Origin of the sequence: Aeromicrobium senzhongii, from assembly GCF_014334735.1 — a bacterium.
GTDB lineage: Bacteria > Actinomycetota > Actinomycetes > Propionibacteriales > Nocardioidaceae > Aeromicrobium > Aeromicrobium senzhongii.
In genome coordinates, this window is sequence record NZ_CP060587.1 from 1,591,807 (window position 1) to 1,604,536 (window position 12,730).

General features: G+C 69.7%; 16 protein-coding genes. 9 read left to right on the forward strand and 7 right to left on the reverse strand.

Annotated elements, in window-relative coordinates:
• Positions 1-17: 17 nt before the first annotated feature.
• The gene (locus tag H9L21_RS07985) at positions 18-443 is read left to right on the forward strand and encodes a YciI family protein (protein ID WP_154594970.1); all 426 of its coding nucleotides are present in this window, start codon (positions 18-20) and stop codon (positions 441-443) included.
• Position 444: 1 nt separating this feature from the next.
• The gene (locus tag H9L21_RS07990; protein ID WP_154594969.1) at positions 445-1,683 is read left to right on the forward strand and encodes an RNA polymerase sigma factor; all 1,239 of its coding nucleotides are present in this window, start codon (positions 445-447) and stop codon (positions 1,681-1,683) included.
• Between the two features lie 16 nt (positions 1,684-1,699).
• On the opposite strand, the gene H9L21_RS07995 is transcribed toward H9L21_RS07990, so the two are convergent.
• Positions 1,700-2,353: a 4a-hydroxytetrahydrobiopterin dehydratase gene (locus H9L21_RS07995; protein WP_154594968.1), complete on the reverse strand. Its 654-nt coding sequence runs from the start codon at positions 2,351-2,353 to the stop codon at positions 1,700-1,702.
• 111 nt (positions 2,354-2,464) lie between these two features.
• Here H9L21_RS07995 and H9L21_RS08000 point away from each other — a divergent pair, with 111 nt between their 5' ends.
• Positions 2,465-3,028 carry a dihydrofolate reductase family protein gene (locus tag H9L21_RS08000; RefSeq protein WP_154594967.1) on the forward strand — a complete coding sequence of 188 codons (564 nt, stop codon included), beginning with the start codon at positions 2,465-2,467 and terminating at the stop codon, positions 3,026-3,028.
• 7 nt (positions 3,029-3,035) lie between these two features.
• On the opposite strand, the gene H9L21_RS08005 is transcribed toward H9L21_RS08000, so the two are convergent.
• Genes H9L21_RS08005 through H9L21_RS08015 form a run of 3 tightly spaced genes read right to left on the reverse strand, consistent with a single transcriptional unit; the run spans position 3,036 to position 4,915 of the window.
• The gene (locus H9L21_RS08005; RefSeq protein WP_154594966.1) at positions 3,036-4,055 is read right to left on the reverse strand and encodes an LLM class flavin-dependent oxidoreductase; all 1,020 of its coding nucleotides are present in this window, start codon (positions 4,053-4,055) and stop codon (positions 3,036-3,038) included.
• Positions 4,056-4,082: 27 nt separating this feature from the next.
• Entirely contained in the window at positions 4,083-4,307 is a 225-nt protein-coding gene (locus H9L21_RS08010) for a helix-turn-helix domain-containing protein (RefSeq protein ID WP_154594965.1), read from the reverse strand.
• Complete coding sequence (locus tag H9L21_RS08015; RefSeq protein WP_154594964.1) at positions 4,307-4,915, reverse strand: DUF2975 domain-containing protein; 609 nt, start codon at positions 4,913-4,915, stop codon at positions 4,307-4,309. Before H9L21_RS08015 ends, H9L21_RS08010 begins: the two co-directional genes overlap by 1 nt.
• A gap of 104 nt (positions 4,916-5,019) precedes the next feature.
• Here H9L21_RS08015 and H9L21_RS08020 point away from each other — a divergent pair, with 104 nt between their 5' ends.
• Positions 5,020-5,556 (forward strand): GNAT family N-acetyltransferase, encoded by a 537-nt coding sequence (locus H9L21_RS08020; protein WP_154594963.1) that lies wholly within the window; start codon positions 5,020-5,022, stop codon positions 5,554-5,556.
• A complete protein-coding gene (locus H9L21_RS08025; RefSeq protein WP_154594962.1) occupies positions 5,553-5,963 on the forward strand; it encodes a DoxX family protein in 411 nt (136 codons plus the stop codon). Before H9L21_RS08020 ends, H9L21_RS08025 begins: the two co-directional genes overlap by 4 nt.
• On the opposite strand, the gene H9L21_RS08030 is transcribed toward H9L21_RS08025, so the two are convergent.
• From H9L21_RS08030 to H9L21_RS08040, 3 genes are read right to left on the reverse strand one after another with little or no spacing between them, the layout of a single operon-like run.
• Positions 5,929-6,549, reverse strand: coding sequence for an alpha-ketoglutarate-dependent dioxygenase AlkB (locus tag H9L21_RS08030; protein WP_154594961.1), 621 nt, complete (start codon positions 6,547-6,549; stop codon positions 5,929-5,931). The genes H9L21_RS08025 and H9L21_RS08030 overlap by 35 nt on opposite strands.
• A 55-nt stretch (positions 6,550-6,604) precedes the next feature.
• Positions 6,605-7,747, reverse strand: a complete 1,143-nt coding sequence (locus H9L21_RS08035) for a serine hydrolase domain-containing protein (RefSeq protein ID WP_154594960.1) — start codon at positions 7,745-7,747, stop codon at positions 6,605-6,607.
• 10 nt (positions 7,748-7,757) lie between these two features.
• Positions 7,758-8,249, reverse strand: coding sequence for a phosphoribosyltransferase (locus H9L21_RS08040; protein WP_154594959.1), 492 nt, complete (start codon positions 8,247-8,249; stop codon positions 7,758-7,760).
• 26 nt (positions 8,250-8,275) lie between these two features.
• Here H9L21_RS08040 and H9L21_RS08045 point away from each other — a divergent pair, with 26 nt between their 5' ends.
• The 4 genes from H9L21_RS08045 (at position 8,276) to H9L21_RS08060 (ending at position 12,676) form a co-directional block, all read left to right on the forward strand.
• Positions 8,276-8,914, forward strand: coding sequence for an MBL fold metallo-hydrolase (locus H9L21_RS08045; protein ID WP_154594958.1), 639 nt, complete (start codon positions 8,276-8,278; stop codon positions 8,912-8,914).
• Between the two features lie 78 nt (positions 8,915-8,992).
• The gene (locus H9L21_RS08050) at positions 8,993-10,531 is read left to right on the forward strand and encodes a UDP-N-acetylglucosamine 1-carboxyvinyltransferase (protein WP_154594957.1); all 1,539 of its coding nucleotides are present in this window, start codon (positions 8,993-8,995) and stop codon (positions 10,529-10,531) included.
• A 40-nt stretch (positions 10,532-10,571) separates the two neighbouring features.
• Positions 10,572-11,333 carry a glycerophosphodiester phosphodiesterase family protein gene (locus H9L21_RS08055; protein WP_187411360.1) on the forward strand — a complete coding sequence of 254 codons (762 nt, stop codon included), beginning with the start codon at positions 10,572-10,574 and terminating at the stop codon, positions 11,331-11,333.
• Positions 11,330-12,676: an MFS transporter gene (locus H9L21_RS08060; protein ID WP_154594956.1), complete on the forward strand. Its 1,347-nt coding sequence runs from the start codon at positions 11,330-11,332 to the stop codon at positions 12,674-12,676. Before H9L21_RS08055 ends, H9L21_RS08060 begins: the two co-directional genes overlap by 4 nt.
• Positions 12,677-12,730: the final 54 nt, after the last annotated feature.

A 12,730-nucleotide genomic window follows, 5' to 3' on the forward strand; every position in this document is an offset into this window, starting at 1 on the left:
GGCGGAAGGGGACCACGATGACCAAGTACATGCTGATCATGCGCACGACGGACGCGGCACTCGAGGCCACGAAGGACGTCGACTTCGAGGAGATCATCAACGCGATGGGCGCCTACAACGAGGCGATGATGAACGCCGGGGTGCTCATCGGCGGCGACGGCCTGACCGATCCGTCCGAGGGGTTCGTCGTGGACTTCTCCGGTGAGGAGCCGATCGTCACCGACGGCCCTTACGGCGAGACGCACGAGCTGTTCAACGGCTTCTGGCTGCTGCAGGTCGGCTCCCGTGAGGAGGCGGCCGAGTGGGCCAGGCGCTGCCCCCTCGGGCCCGGCTCGAAGTTGGAGGTCCGCCGGGCGACCGACGAGTCCGACTTCGCGGACTACGCCGACAACGAGTACGTGCAGAAGGAAGCCGGCTGGCGCGAGCAGCTCGGCACCGCCTGAGATGGACGACGTCGCCGGGACCCTCGATGCGCTGTGGCGCATCGAGGGCTCGCGGGTCGTCGCCACCCTGGCCCGCGTCACGGGCGACCTCTCCGAGGCCGAGGACCTGGCGCAGGAGGCGCTCGCCGAGGCCCTGCGGTCGTGGCCGACCGCGGGCATCCCGCGGAACCCTGCGGCCTGGCTGACGACGGTGGCGCGACGCCGCGCGATCGACCGGTGGCGCCGGCGCGAGGCTCTGGACGACCGCCATCGCCGACTCGCCCGGGACCTCGAGTCACTGACGGACGACGCCTGGCAGCCGATCGAGGACGACCTGCTGCGGCTGGTCTTCACGGCGTGCCATCCGGCCCTTCCCCGTGAGGGACAGGTCGCGCTGACGCTGCGCGTGGTCGCCAGTCTCTCGACCACCGAGATCGCGCGTTTGCTGGTGGCCTCCGTCCCGGCGGTCCAGCAGCGCGTCGTCCGGGCGAAGCGGACGCTGACCGAGGCCCGGGTCCCCTTCGAGGTTCCCGACCACACCGAGTGGAAGCTGCGGCTGGACGCCGTTCTGACCGTCGTCTACCTGCTCTTCACCGAGGGCTACGCAGCCACGAGCGGCGACCGGTGGGTGCGGCGCGACCTCGCCGACGAGGCGCTGCGCATGGGGCGCGTCCTGGCGCGGCTGCTGCCCCGCGAGCCCGAGGTGCACGGCCTCGTGGCGCTCATGGAGCTGCAGTCGTCACGGTTCATGGCGCGGACCGATGCCGCGGGCGACCCCGTGATCCTGGCGGACCAGGACCGGCGGCTGTGGGACCACGGCCGGATCCACCGCGGTCTCGCCGCGCTGAATCGGGTCGACGCCCTCGGCCGCGGGCGCGGCCCCTACGCGCTGCAGGCGGCGATCGCGGCCTGTCACGCCACCGCCGCGTCCTTCGCCGACACGGACTGGGACCGGATCGTCGTCCTGTACGACGCGCTGCTGGCCCTCTCCCCCGGTCCCGTCGTCCGGTTGAACCGCGCCGCTGCCCTGTCGATGACCACCGACGGGACGCGGCCTGCTCTGGCCGAGGTCGAGGCGATCGCGGCCGGCGGCGACCTGTCCGCCAGTCATCTGGTCGCGAGCGTCCGGGCCGAGCTGTTGCTGCGCCTGGGCCGCACCGCCGAGGCCCGTGGACAGTTCCTCAGTGCCGCCGAGCGGGCCGCCAATGACCGTGAGCGGGCCTGGCTCGAGGCCAAGGCGGCGTCGCTCGCCACCTCGTGATCGCGATGGATCGCGGTCAGGAGCGGTCCAGGACGGTGCACAGGCATGCCTTGTTGCCCTCGGCATCCTCCAGGACGACGAACGACGGCGACTCCGAATCGTCGACGACGCGGCCCCCGGCGGCGACGGCCGCCTCGATCCGGGCCGGCAGCTGACCGGCCGGGATCCAGATGTCGAGGTGGAAGCACATCTGCGGGACGTCGTCGCGTGGCGGCGTGGGCTGGAACCACAGCAGCGGCACCTGCTCGGTCGGATCGGCGACCTGATTGCCGTCGTAGGCCTGCGCCTCACCCGTCAGGACAGCGCCCCAGAACGGCCCGATCGCGTCCTTGTCGGCGGCGTTGAGGGCGATCTCGAGCCGGGTCAGCCGGCCGGGATCGGCCTCGAGCCCGCGCTCGGCCGCCAGATCGCTGATCGTCCGCGCCATCTCGAGATCACGGTCGGTCACGGCTCCCGCGTCGTGACTGGTCAGCGTGATGTCGACGTGGGTGTACGTCAGATTCACGTCGGGGTGGTGGTTCGCGGCCTCCGCGGCCGCCCCGACGTCGACGAGGAAGTCCAGTCCGGTGGCGAAGTCTCCCGTGCGGAACCGGGCGTGCAGGCTGTGGACCAGCGGCCGCCAGTCGTCCAGACCGGCAGCGATGATCGTCGGGGCGTCAACCGTGCTCATGGAGCCAATATCACCCCGCCGTCCGCTGCGCGCCAGCCCAGCGTGTTCGGCTCTTCCAGACACCCCGACACCGGTTGTAGCCTCAGAACCCGGTCCACACGGGGGTGCGGCATGCGCAAGGTGATCTTCTCGATGGGCGTCTCGCTGGACGGCTACGTCTCCGGACCGGACGGCACCTTCGACTGGCCCGGGTTCGGTGAGGAGGTCTTCGCCTTCAGCATCGAGGAGATCCGCGGGGTCGGCGTGCACCTGATGGGCCGCAGGCTCTACGAGACCATGAACTACTGGGACGATCCGGCGCAGCAGGCCGGATTCGGCGAGGCGGAGTGGACCTGGGCGCGGCTGTGGAACCCGCTGCCGAAGGTGGTCTTCTCGCGCACCGTGTCGAGCGTGGGCGCAGCCGCCACGCTGGCGACGCGCAGCCTCTCCGACGAGATCGCGGCACTGAGAGCCGAGCCCGGCGAGGGCGACATCGCCATCGGCGGTGCGACCCTCGCCAAGCAGGCTGCCGAGCTCGGACTGATCGACGAGTACCGGATGCGGGTGTTCCCCGTCCTGGTCGGCGGCGGCAACACCTTCTTCCCGCACGACCGGAGGCGCGTCGACCTGGAGTTGCTCCAGACGCACACGTTCGCCTCCGGCGTGCAGTTCCTGCGCTACGGCGTCGTGCGCTGACTGCCGCTCAGCGCCAGCCCAGCGCGGGCGCGACGTGCGTCAGCAGGCTCTCGATCACGTGGGCGTTGTAGTCCACGCCGAGCTGGTTCGGCACGGTGATCAGCAGCGTGTCCGCAGCGGCGATCGCCTCGTCCTCACGCAGCTCCTCGATCAATCGGTCGGGCTCGGCGGCGTACGTGCGGCCGAACCTGGCCGACCCGCCCTCGAGGAACCCGACCTGGTCGGTGCTGCCCGACTCACGCCCGAAGTAGGCGCGGTCCACGTCCGAGACCAGGGGGAAGATGCTGCGGCTCACCGAGACCCGCGGCTCGCGCTCGTGGCCGGCGGCCGCCCACGCGTCACGGAATCGCTGGATCTGCTCGGCCTGCAACTGGTGGAACGGCACGCCGGTGTCCTCGGTCAGCAGGGTGGAGCTCATCAGGTTCATGCCCTGGGCGGCCGTCCACTCGGCGGTCGCGCGCGAGCCCGCGCCCCACCAGATGCGGTCGCGCAGCCCCGGCGAGCGCGGCTCCAACGGGAGCCGTCCCGGCGGATTCGGGAACATCGGCCGCGGGTTCGGCTCGGCGAAGCCGTCGCCCTTCAGCACCTCGAGGAGCACCTGCGTGTGGCCACGAGCCATGTCGGCGTCGGACATGCCCTCGGGCGGCTCGAAGCCGAAGTACTTGTACCCGGCGATGACCTGCTCCGGTGATCCTCGACTGATGCCCAGTTGCAGCCTGCCACCGGAGATGAGGTCGGCAGCCGCCGCGTTCTCGGCGAGATGGAGGGGATTCTCGTACCGCATGTCGATGACACCCGTGCCGATCTCGATCCGCGAGGTCCGTGCTCCGATCGCGGCCAGCAGCGGTAACGGCGAGGCCAGCTGCCGGGCGAAGTGGTGCACCCGGAAGTACGCGCCGTCGGCTCCCAGCTCCTCGGCGGCGACGGCCAGATCGATGGACTGGAGCAACGCGTCGGCACCGGAGCGGGTGGCCGACTGCGGCGAGTCCGACCAGTGGCCGAAGGACAGGAACCCGATGTTCTTCATGTCCGGGTCAACGTCCTCGCGCGGGAATCATTCCGTCACCACGAGCAACTCGCCCACTTCGCAGTCCAGCGCGTCGCAGATCGCGGTGAGCGTCGTGAACCGGATCGCCTTGGCGCGGTCGTTCTTGAGGACGGAGAGATTGACGACGGTGACGCCCACCAGCTCGGCCAACCGCGTCAGGGTCATGCCGCGCTCGGCCAGCAACTCGTCCAACCGGCAGTGCACGCGGTGCTCGTCCTCCCGGGGCGGCATCAGACCAGGCCCTCGGAGTCGCGTTGCATCCGCTCCCCCGTGTGGAACGTGGCGGCGATGCACCCGGCGACCATCGCGGCGAACAGGTACAGGAAGGAGATGTTCATCGAGATCTCGAAACCCGAGGTGTCGTCCGTGGTGAGCGTGGCGAGCGCGCCGTTCGCGGCGCCGGTCGTCGCCACCGTCGTCAGCAGCCAGCCCACGACGGCGGTGAGTGCCGCGCTGGTGACCAGGCGGGTGTTCGTCCGGCTGAAGAACTCCCCGGCTCCGATGTTGCGCAGCAACCAGGTCAGGCACACCAGCACGACGATGATGCTCACCGCAGGCACCACGATCGATGCGATCACGGCGCCGTACGAGGCCGGCGGCAGGTCGCTGACGTGCACCGTGACGCGGTCGATCTCGACCGGGACTGCATCGCCGACACCGGCGATCGCGATCGGCTGGGTCGAGGCCGGGAGATCGACGTCCACCGGGACCTCCCGGTTCGGCAACACCTGCGTCAGTCGCACGACGGCGTCGACGAGCGTGCCGACGATGCCGACGAGCGCGAGTGCTGCGGTGAACCAGACGTCCGCGCGGGTGGCCGTGCCGAAAGGTGCCCTCATGGTCACTCCGTCATTTCATATCGAATGTCGATGTTATCGAAACACGATATGCCGTCGTCGTCAAGACGCTCCCCGCGTGCGCACGGGGCTGCCAGACTGGGCCCATGGCCGTCACCCGACTCGTCGCCACGACCGACGCCGAGCCGCTGGCCGACGTCCTGCGCCGGAACCGCAAGGCGATGGCCGAACTGGAGCCGAACCGGCCCGAGGTCTACTTCAGCGCCAAGGGACAGCGCGCGATCATCCAGGATGCGCTGCGGCGCTACGAGGACGGTGTCTCGTTCCCGCGCGTCATCATCGGCCCGGACGACGAGGTCGTCGGCCGGATCAACCTCAACGAGATCGTCCGGGGCCCGTCGCTCAAGGGCGTCCTGGGTTATTACGTCGACGCCGCCCACCAGGGACGCGGGTTGGCCAGCGCGGCCGTGGGCGAGATGGTGAACCTCGCGTTCCTGCGACTGGGACTGCACCGGATCGAGGCGGCCACCCGCACCGACAACGCGTCGAGCCAGCGCGTGCTGGAGAAGAACGGATTCACGCAGTTCGGCGTGGCCCGCGACTACCTGCGTCTCGCCGGGCAATGGCACGACCACGTGCTCTTCGAGCGCATCATGGGCGACTCGCCTAGCGTCGGAGCATGAAGACGATCGGCCGGATCCTGCTCGGAGCGATGCTCGCGTTCGCGGGAGTCGGTCACCTGACCTTCGCCCGCGACGAGTTCGACGCCCAGGTCCCGAACAGCATCCCGCTCGACGAGGAGTTCGTGGTCGTGGCGTCCGGCGTCGTCGAGATCCTCCTGGGCGCCGCCTTCATGGCCCTGCCGCGGCAGCGGCGGATCGTCGGCCTCATCGGCGCGGCCTTCTTCGTCGCGGTGTTCCCCGGCAACGTCTCGCAGTACCTCAACGGGGTGGACGCGTTCGGCCTGGACAGCGACCGCTCGCGCCTGATCCGGCTGTTCTTCCAGCCCGTCCTCGTGGTGTGGGCGCTGTGGTCGACCGATGCGCTGCAACTGGTCAGAGAACGCCGGCAACGCGGAACTGCACGCTGATCCTGGGGCCCACGGCGCGCGCGGTCTTCAAGATCGCGTGCTCCCACGTGCGCTGACAGCTGCCGCCCATGACTGACAGGTCACCGTGACCGAGACTGAATCCGGTCTGGGGTCCTCCGCCGGCGGGGCGCAGACTCAGCTTGCGCTCGGCGCCGAGCGACAGGATCGCGACCATCGTGTCCTCCGTGCGGCTGCGGCCGATCCGGTCGCCGTGCCACGCCACCGAGTCGTTGCCGTCGCGATAGAAGCACAGGCCGGCGGTGACGAACGGCTCGCCGAGCTCGTCGGCATAGTGCGCCGAGAGGGCGTTCCGCGCCTCCTCCAGTGCGGGGTGGGGCAACGTGCGACGCGACCCGTAGAAGCACAGCAGTCGCGGGACGTCGACGACCCGCTCGTACATCTCACGGCGCTCCTCGCGCCACGGGACCTCGGTGCGCAGCACGTCGAACAACTCGTCGGATCCGGTGACCCAGCCCGGGAGTGTGTCCACCCAGGCGCCGTCGGAGAGTTCGTGACGCCGCACTCCGTCGAGCGGACCGACGCGCACCCCGGCGTCACCGTCGAGCAAGGATCCCTGGAGCCACATGACTGCCACTCTACGACGAAACCAGAACAGGTGTTCGATCACGCCGCGCGGCGTGTCACGCGTGGACGGCTCGCCAGAACGCGTCGAGATACTCGGGCGGCTCCGGCGTACCCATCCCCTGGCGCGTCAGCAGCACGCCGCCCACGCCCGCCTCGGGATCGACCCACAGGCTCGTCCCGGTCCCGCCGTCCCAGCCGAAGCGACCGGGATGCGAGGACGGGTAGCGCGCCGTGTTGTCGACGCCGACCCCCAGCCCCCAGTCGACGCCGGGCTCCAGGAACTCGTGGGACATGGCGCGCGCCGACTCCCCCAGCGTGACGGTGCGCAGGGCGTCGAACGACGCCGCGGAGATCACCGGCCCGCGGGGTCCGCGCCCGCCACGCAGCAGCATGCGGACGAACTTCGCGAGGTCGTCGGCCGTCGACAGCAGCCCCGTCGCGGCTGACCGGAAGACCGGCACGTTCATCAGCCGCGGGTCGGCGATCGGCGCGACCTCGACGAAGTCGCCGCGGCGGTTCGGGAACCACGACGACGGGACCCGGTCGACGCTCTTCATCGGGACCGCATAGCCGGTGTCGTGCATGTCGAGCGGAGCGAGCACCTCGTCCCGCAGCACCAGGTCGAGTCGCCGTCGGGTGACCCGCTCGAGGAACACGGCCAGCAGATCGAAGGAGAACTGGTAGAGCCAGCCCTCCCCCGGCTGGTGGGCCATCGGCAGCGGTCCGGCGAGCTGGGCCCACCGGTCCGGGCGCACCACGGGCGGCTTCCAGGTCGAGACCAGGCCGCGGCGCTCGAACTCGCCGGCCAACGGATCCGTCGCGGTCGCCGTCATGTCCCAGCCGAACCCCGAGCCCATCTGCAGCAGGTCACGGACCGTCGTCGGGCGCGCCGCCGGGACCGTGTCATCGAGGGCGGCGCCACGGGCGCGGAGCACTCTTCGGTCGGCGAACTCCGGCAACCACCGGTCGATCGGCTCGTCGAGGACGAACAGCCCTCGCTCGGCCAGCCGCAGCGTGAGGACCGCGACGATCGGCTTGGTGACCGAGGCGATCCGGAAGATCGAGTCGCGGCCCAACGGTCCGGCGGAGCCGATGCCGATCGTCTGGCGAGGACCGCTGACGACCGCCCACGTCATCCCCGGGACGGACATCCGGCCGACGACCTCCCGCAGGTGCGGGGCGAGGTCGACAGCGGTCATGTCCGGTCCCTCATGCGTCGACGACGCCGGTGCGCGGCGTGATGACGGCTTCGCTGGACCACGGGAAGTTGATCCACCGGTCGGTCTTGCGCCAGACGTAGTCCGGCTTGATGACCGAGCGCGGCTTCTCGAAGATCACGGCCGACCGCACGTCACCGGCGTGCTCCCAGCAGATCCGCGCGACGAGCTCGAGCGTCTTGCCGCTGTCGGCGACGTCGTCGACCACCAGGACCGAGAGGTCGTCAAGCTCGGCGAGGTCGAGGAACGGAGGCAGCAGGGTCGGCTCGTCGCGGGTCGTTCCGACGCCGGTGTAGAACTCGACGTTCATCGTGAACAGGTTCTTGCAGTCCAGCGCGTAGGCGACCGAGCCGGCGGGGATGAGCCCGCCTCGGGCGATGCCGAGCACGATGTCGGGCCGGAAACCGGAGTCCGCCACGGTCTGGGCGAGCTCGCGGATCGCCGTACCGTAGGTCTGCCAGGTCAGGATCTCGCGCTCGTCCATGGGCCCATCGTGGCACGATGACGAGCATGGACGTCACTCGATTCGGTCACGCCGCCGTGCTCGTGGAGGTCGCCGGCACCCGCATCCTCATCGATCCGGGCAACTTCAGCACCGCCGCCACCTTCGAGCTGACCGGGCTCGACGCGATCATCGTCACCCACCAGCACCCCGATCACCTGGACCGCGACCGCGTCGGTCCCCTGCTGGCGGCCAACCCGTCGGCGCGCCTGCTGGCCGAGCCGGAGACGGCCGCGACCCTGGACGGCTGGGACGCGACCGCGGGCGACGCGACCTTCGAGATCGGTGACGTCACCGTGACCGGCGTCGGCTCCCGCCATGCCGAGATCCTCCCGACCATCCCCCGCGTGGGCAATGTCGGCGTGCTCGTCACGGCGCCGGGCGAGCCGACCCTCTTCCACCCCGGCGACACGTACGAGTACCGCCCGGACGGGGTCGACATCCTGGCGCTGCCACTCTCGGCACCGTGGGCGAAGCTCAGCGAGACCGTCGACTTCGTCCGGGCCATCGCCCCGCGGACGGCTTTCCCGATCCACGACTGCACGGTCTCCGAGGCCGGCTACCAGATCTACTGGACGCAGCTGCAGAACCACGCCGGGGTCGAAGACCTGCAGCGACTCCCCCAGGACGGCGCCCTCAGACCCTGAGCCCGGGGTGTCGGTATTCACACCCGCGACACCGGGCGGGAACTGGCTTTATCTCACAACTGATATACGCTGGAGTGCATGACTCAGAACGACTCCTACCTCTCGCGGATCGGCACCCTGATCCGCGACGCGCGCCAGCACTCGGGCCTCACCCAGGCTCAGTTGGCGGCCGAGTTGAAGACCAGTCAGAGTGCGATCAACCGCATCGAGAAGGGTCAGCAGAACCTGACCCTCGACACGCTCGCCCGCATCGGAGCGGCCCTGGACTCCGAGCTCGTCAGCGTCGCCACGGCGACCGGACCGAGCCACCTGCGCGTCAAGGGCGGCACCACGTTGTCGGGCAGCATCGACGTGAAGTCGAGCAAGAACGCGGGCGTCGCGCTGTTGTGCGCCGCCCTGTTGAACACCGGCACCACGGTCCTGCGCAAGGTCGCGCGCATCGAGGAGGTCAACCGCCTGCTCGAGGTCCTGGAGTCCATCGGTGTCCGCACCACGTGGCTCAACGACGCGAACGACCTCGAGCTCGTCGTCCCCGAGACCCTCGACCTGGCCAAGATGGACGCCGAAGCCGCCCGCCGCACCCGCAGCATCATCATGTTCCTCGGCCCGCTGATGCACCGCATGGAGGAGTTCGACCTGCCGTACGCCGGTGGATGCGACCTCGGTACCCGCACGGTCGAGCCGCACATGACCGCCCTGCGCCCCTTCGGACTCAAGGTCCTGGCCACGGAGGGCAGCTACCACGCCTCCGCCGCCCGCGGCGTCGTGCCGGAGCGGCCCATCGTCCTGACCGAGCGCGGCGACACCGTCACCGAGAACGCGCTGCTGGCCGCGGCTCGGAACGAGGGCGTCACCGTCATCCGCAACGCCAGCCCCAACTACATGGTCCAGGACCTGTGCTTCTTCCTCGAGAAGCTCGGCGTCGAGATCGAGGGCATCGGCACCACCACGCTGCGCGTCACCGGCAAGCGCGAGATCCGCGGCGACGTCGACTACGCGCCCAGCGAGGACCCGATCGAGGCGATGAGCCTCATCACCGCCGCGATCGTCACCGACTCGAACATCACCGTGCGCCGCGTCCCGATCGAGTTCATGGAGATCGAGCTGGCACTGCTCGAGGAGATGGGCTTCCGCTACGACCGCTCCGAGGAGTACCTCGCCGAGAACGGTCAGACGCGCCTCGTCGACATCACGACGCACCCGTCGAAGCTGCGCGCGCCGATCGACAAGATCCACCCGATGCCGTTCCCGGGCCTCAACATCGACAACCTCCCGTTCTTCGCCGTCATCGCGGCGCAGGCCGAGGGTCAGACGATGCTGCACGACTGGGTCTACGAGAACCGCGCGATCTACCTGACCGAGCTGAACAAGCTCGGCGCCCAGGTGAAGCTGCTCGATCCGCACCGGGTCCTGATCGAGGGACCCACCCGCTGGAGCGGTGCCGAACTGGTCTGCCCGCCGGCGCTGCGGCCCGCCGTGGTGATCCTGATCGCGATGCTCGCGGCCAAGGGCACCTCCGTGCTGCGCAGCGTCTACGTGATCAACCGCGGTTACGAGGACCTGGCCCTGCGGCTGAACGCCCTCGGAGCCGAGATCGAGACCTTCCGCGACATCTGAGTTCCACGGCGGCGGGCCCGCCGTGGCCTAGGTTGGTCGCGTGAGGACACCGCCGTACCTCGAGCACCCGCCGCCCATCGCCTTCGCCCACCGCGGAGGCGCCAAGGTCGAGGTGAATCTCGGGATCGAGAACTCCCTGGCCGCGTTCACCCACGCCTACGAGCAGGGCTATCGGTACCTGGAGACCGACGTGCGCTGCAGCCGCGACGGGGTGGTCTACGCGTGCCACGACGAGAAGCTGGACCGCCTCCTGGGGACCGAGGACGCGATCGCCGACCTCGACTCGGCCACGATCGACGGGGCTCTGCTCGGCGACCGTGAGCCGATCGTCCGGCTCGAGACGCTCGTGGAGGCGCTCCCCGACGCCCGCTGGAACATCGACGTGAAGGCCGACGACGCGGTCGACGCCACCACCGACCTGGTCGAGCGACTCGGCATCCTCGACCGGATCTGCCTCGCGTCGTTCTCGCACGCACGCCTCGTCCGCATGCGCGCCCGCCATCCCGAGGTCGTCACCTCCGCCTCGTCGCGCGAGGTCGCCCAGATGGTGCTGACCCGGCGGGTGCCGGCCGCTCCCCTGATCTTCCAGGTCCCCGTCCGGCACGGGTACGCCCGCATCATGACGCCGGGCTTCCTGCGCCGGGCGCACCGCGCCGGCAAGCACGTGCACGTCTGGACGGTGGACGACCCGCAGGAGATGCACCGTCTCGCCGAGCTGGGAGTCGACGGGATCATGACCGACCGCACGGACGTGCTCAAGTCCGTGCTGCAGGACCGAGGCCAGTGGAAGGAACCCGCATGACCCACGAGCTCGTCGCTACCGAGCGCAACCGAGGACGCGTCGTCGCGTGGGGGCTGTGGGACTGGGGCTCGGCCGCCTTCAACGCCGTGATCGTGACGTTCATCTTCTCGGTGTACCTCGTCGAGGGCGTCGGCGACGACGTGCCCGGGCCGTTCCGTGCCAGCACGTGGCTGGGCCTCTCCAGCGCCACCGGAGCGGTGCTCATCGCCGTCCTGGCGCCCGTCCTGGGTCGGCGGGCCGATGCCGGGGGCGCCCGCAAGAAGACACTGTTCTGGCTCACCCTCGCGGTCGTGGTCATCACCGCGTCCCTGTTCTTCGTCGAGAGCGACTGGCACTTCCTGTGGCTGGGACTGGTCCTCCTGGCCGCCGGGTCCGTGATCTTCGAGCTCACGCAGGTGCCGTACTTCGCGATGCTCCGACAGGTCTCGACCCCCGACGACGTGGGTCGGGTCTCCGGATTCGGCTGGGCGATGGGCTACTTCGGCGGCATCGTCCTGCTGCTCATCTGTTACTTCGGCTTCGTCGCCGGGAGCGGTGACACCCGGGGCTTCCTGGGCGTGTCCACCGAGAACGGCCTCAACATCCGGCTCATCGCGCCGCTGGCGGCCGGCTGGTTCCTGCTCTTCGCCATCCCGCTGTTTCTCAAGGTGCCCGAGCTGCCCGCCACCGCGAACGACGACGCCCCCAAGGTCGGCATCGCCGACTCCTACCGGGGCGTCTGGAACGACATCACGCAGATGTGGCGCGAGGACCGGTCCACGCTCAAGTTCCTCATCGCCAGCGCGTTCTTCCGCGACGGACTGGCCGGCGTCTTCGCCTACGGTGCCGTCCTGGCCGTGTCGGTCTACTCGATCGACAAGGACGACGTGATCCTCTTCGGCGTGGCCGCCAACGTCATCTCGGCCGCCGGCGCTCTCCTCGCGGGACGGTGGGACGACTCGATCGGGCCGCGTGCGGTCATCGTGTTCTCGCTGGTCTCGATGATCGTGTGCGGCACCGTGCTGCTGTTCGTCGACGGCCCCCGCATGTTCTGGATCTTCGGGCTGGGCCTGTGCCTGTTCGTCGGCCCCGCCCAGTCGGCCTCGAGGACATACCTGACCCGCATCACGACACCGGGCCGCGAGGGTCAGAACTTCGGGCTCTACGCCATGACCGGACGCGCCGTCTCGTTCATGGCGCCGCTGATGTTCGCCCTCACCATCTGGGCGGGCAACCTCGTCCTGGGCACCGACACCGACCGCTGGGGAATCGCCGGGATCATGGTGATTCTGGCGATCGGGCTGCTCCTGCTGCTGCGAGTCCCCCGGCACGTCGAGGATCGCGCCCGGGCCATCGTGGGCTGAGTTCCGAAAAGCCGCTCTCAGGGGAATCTCACGAGATTGGCGTACGTTGGAACG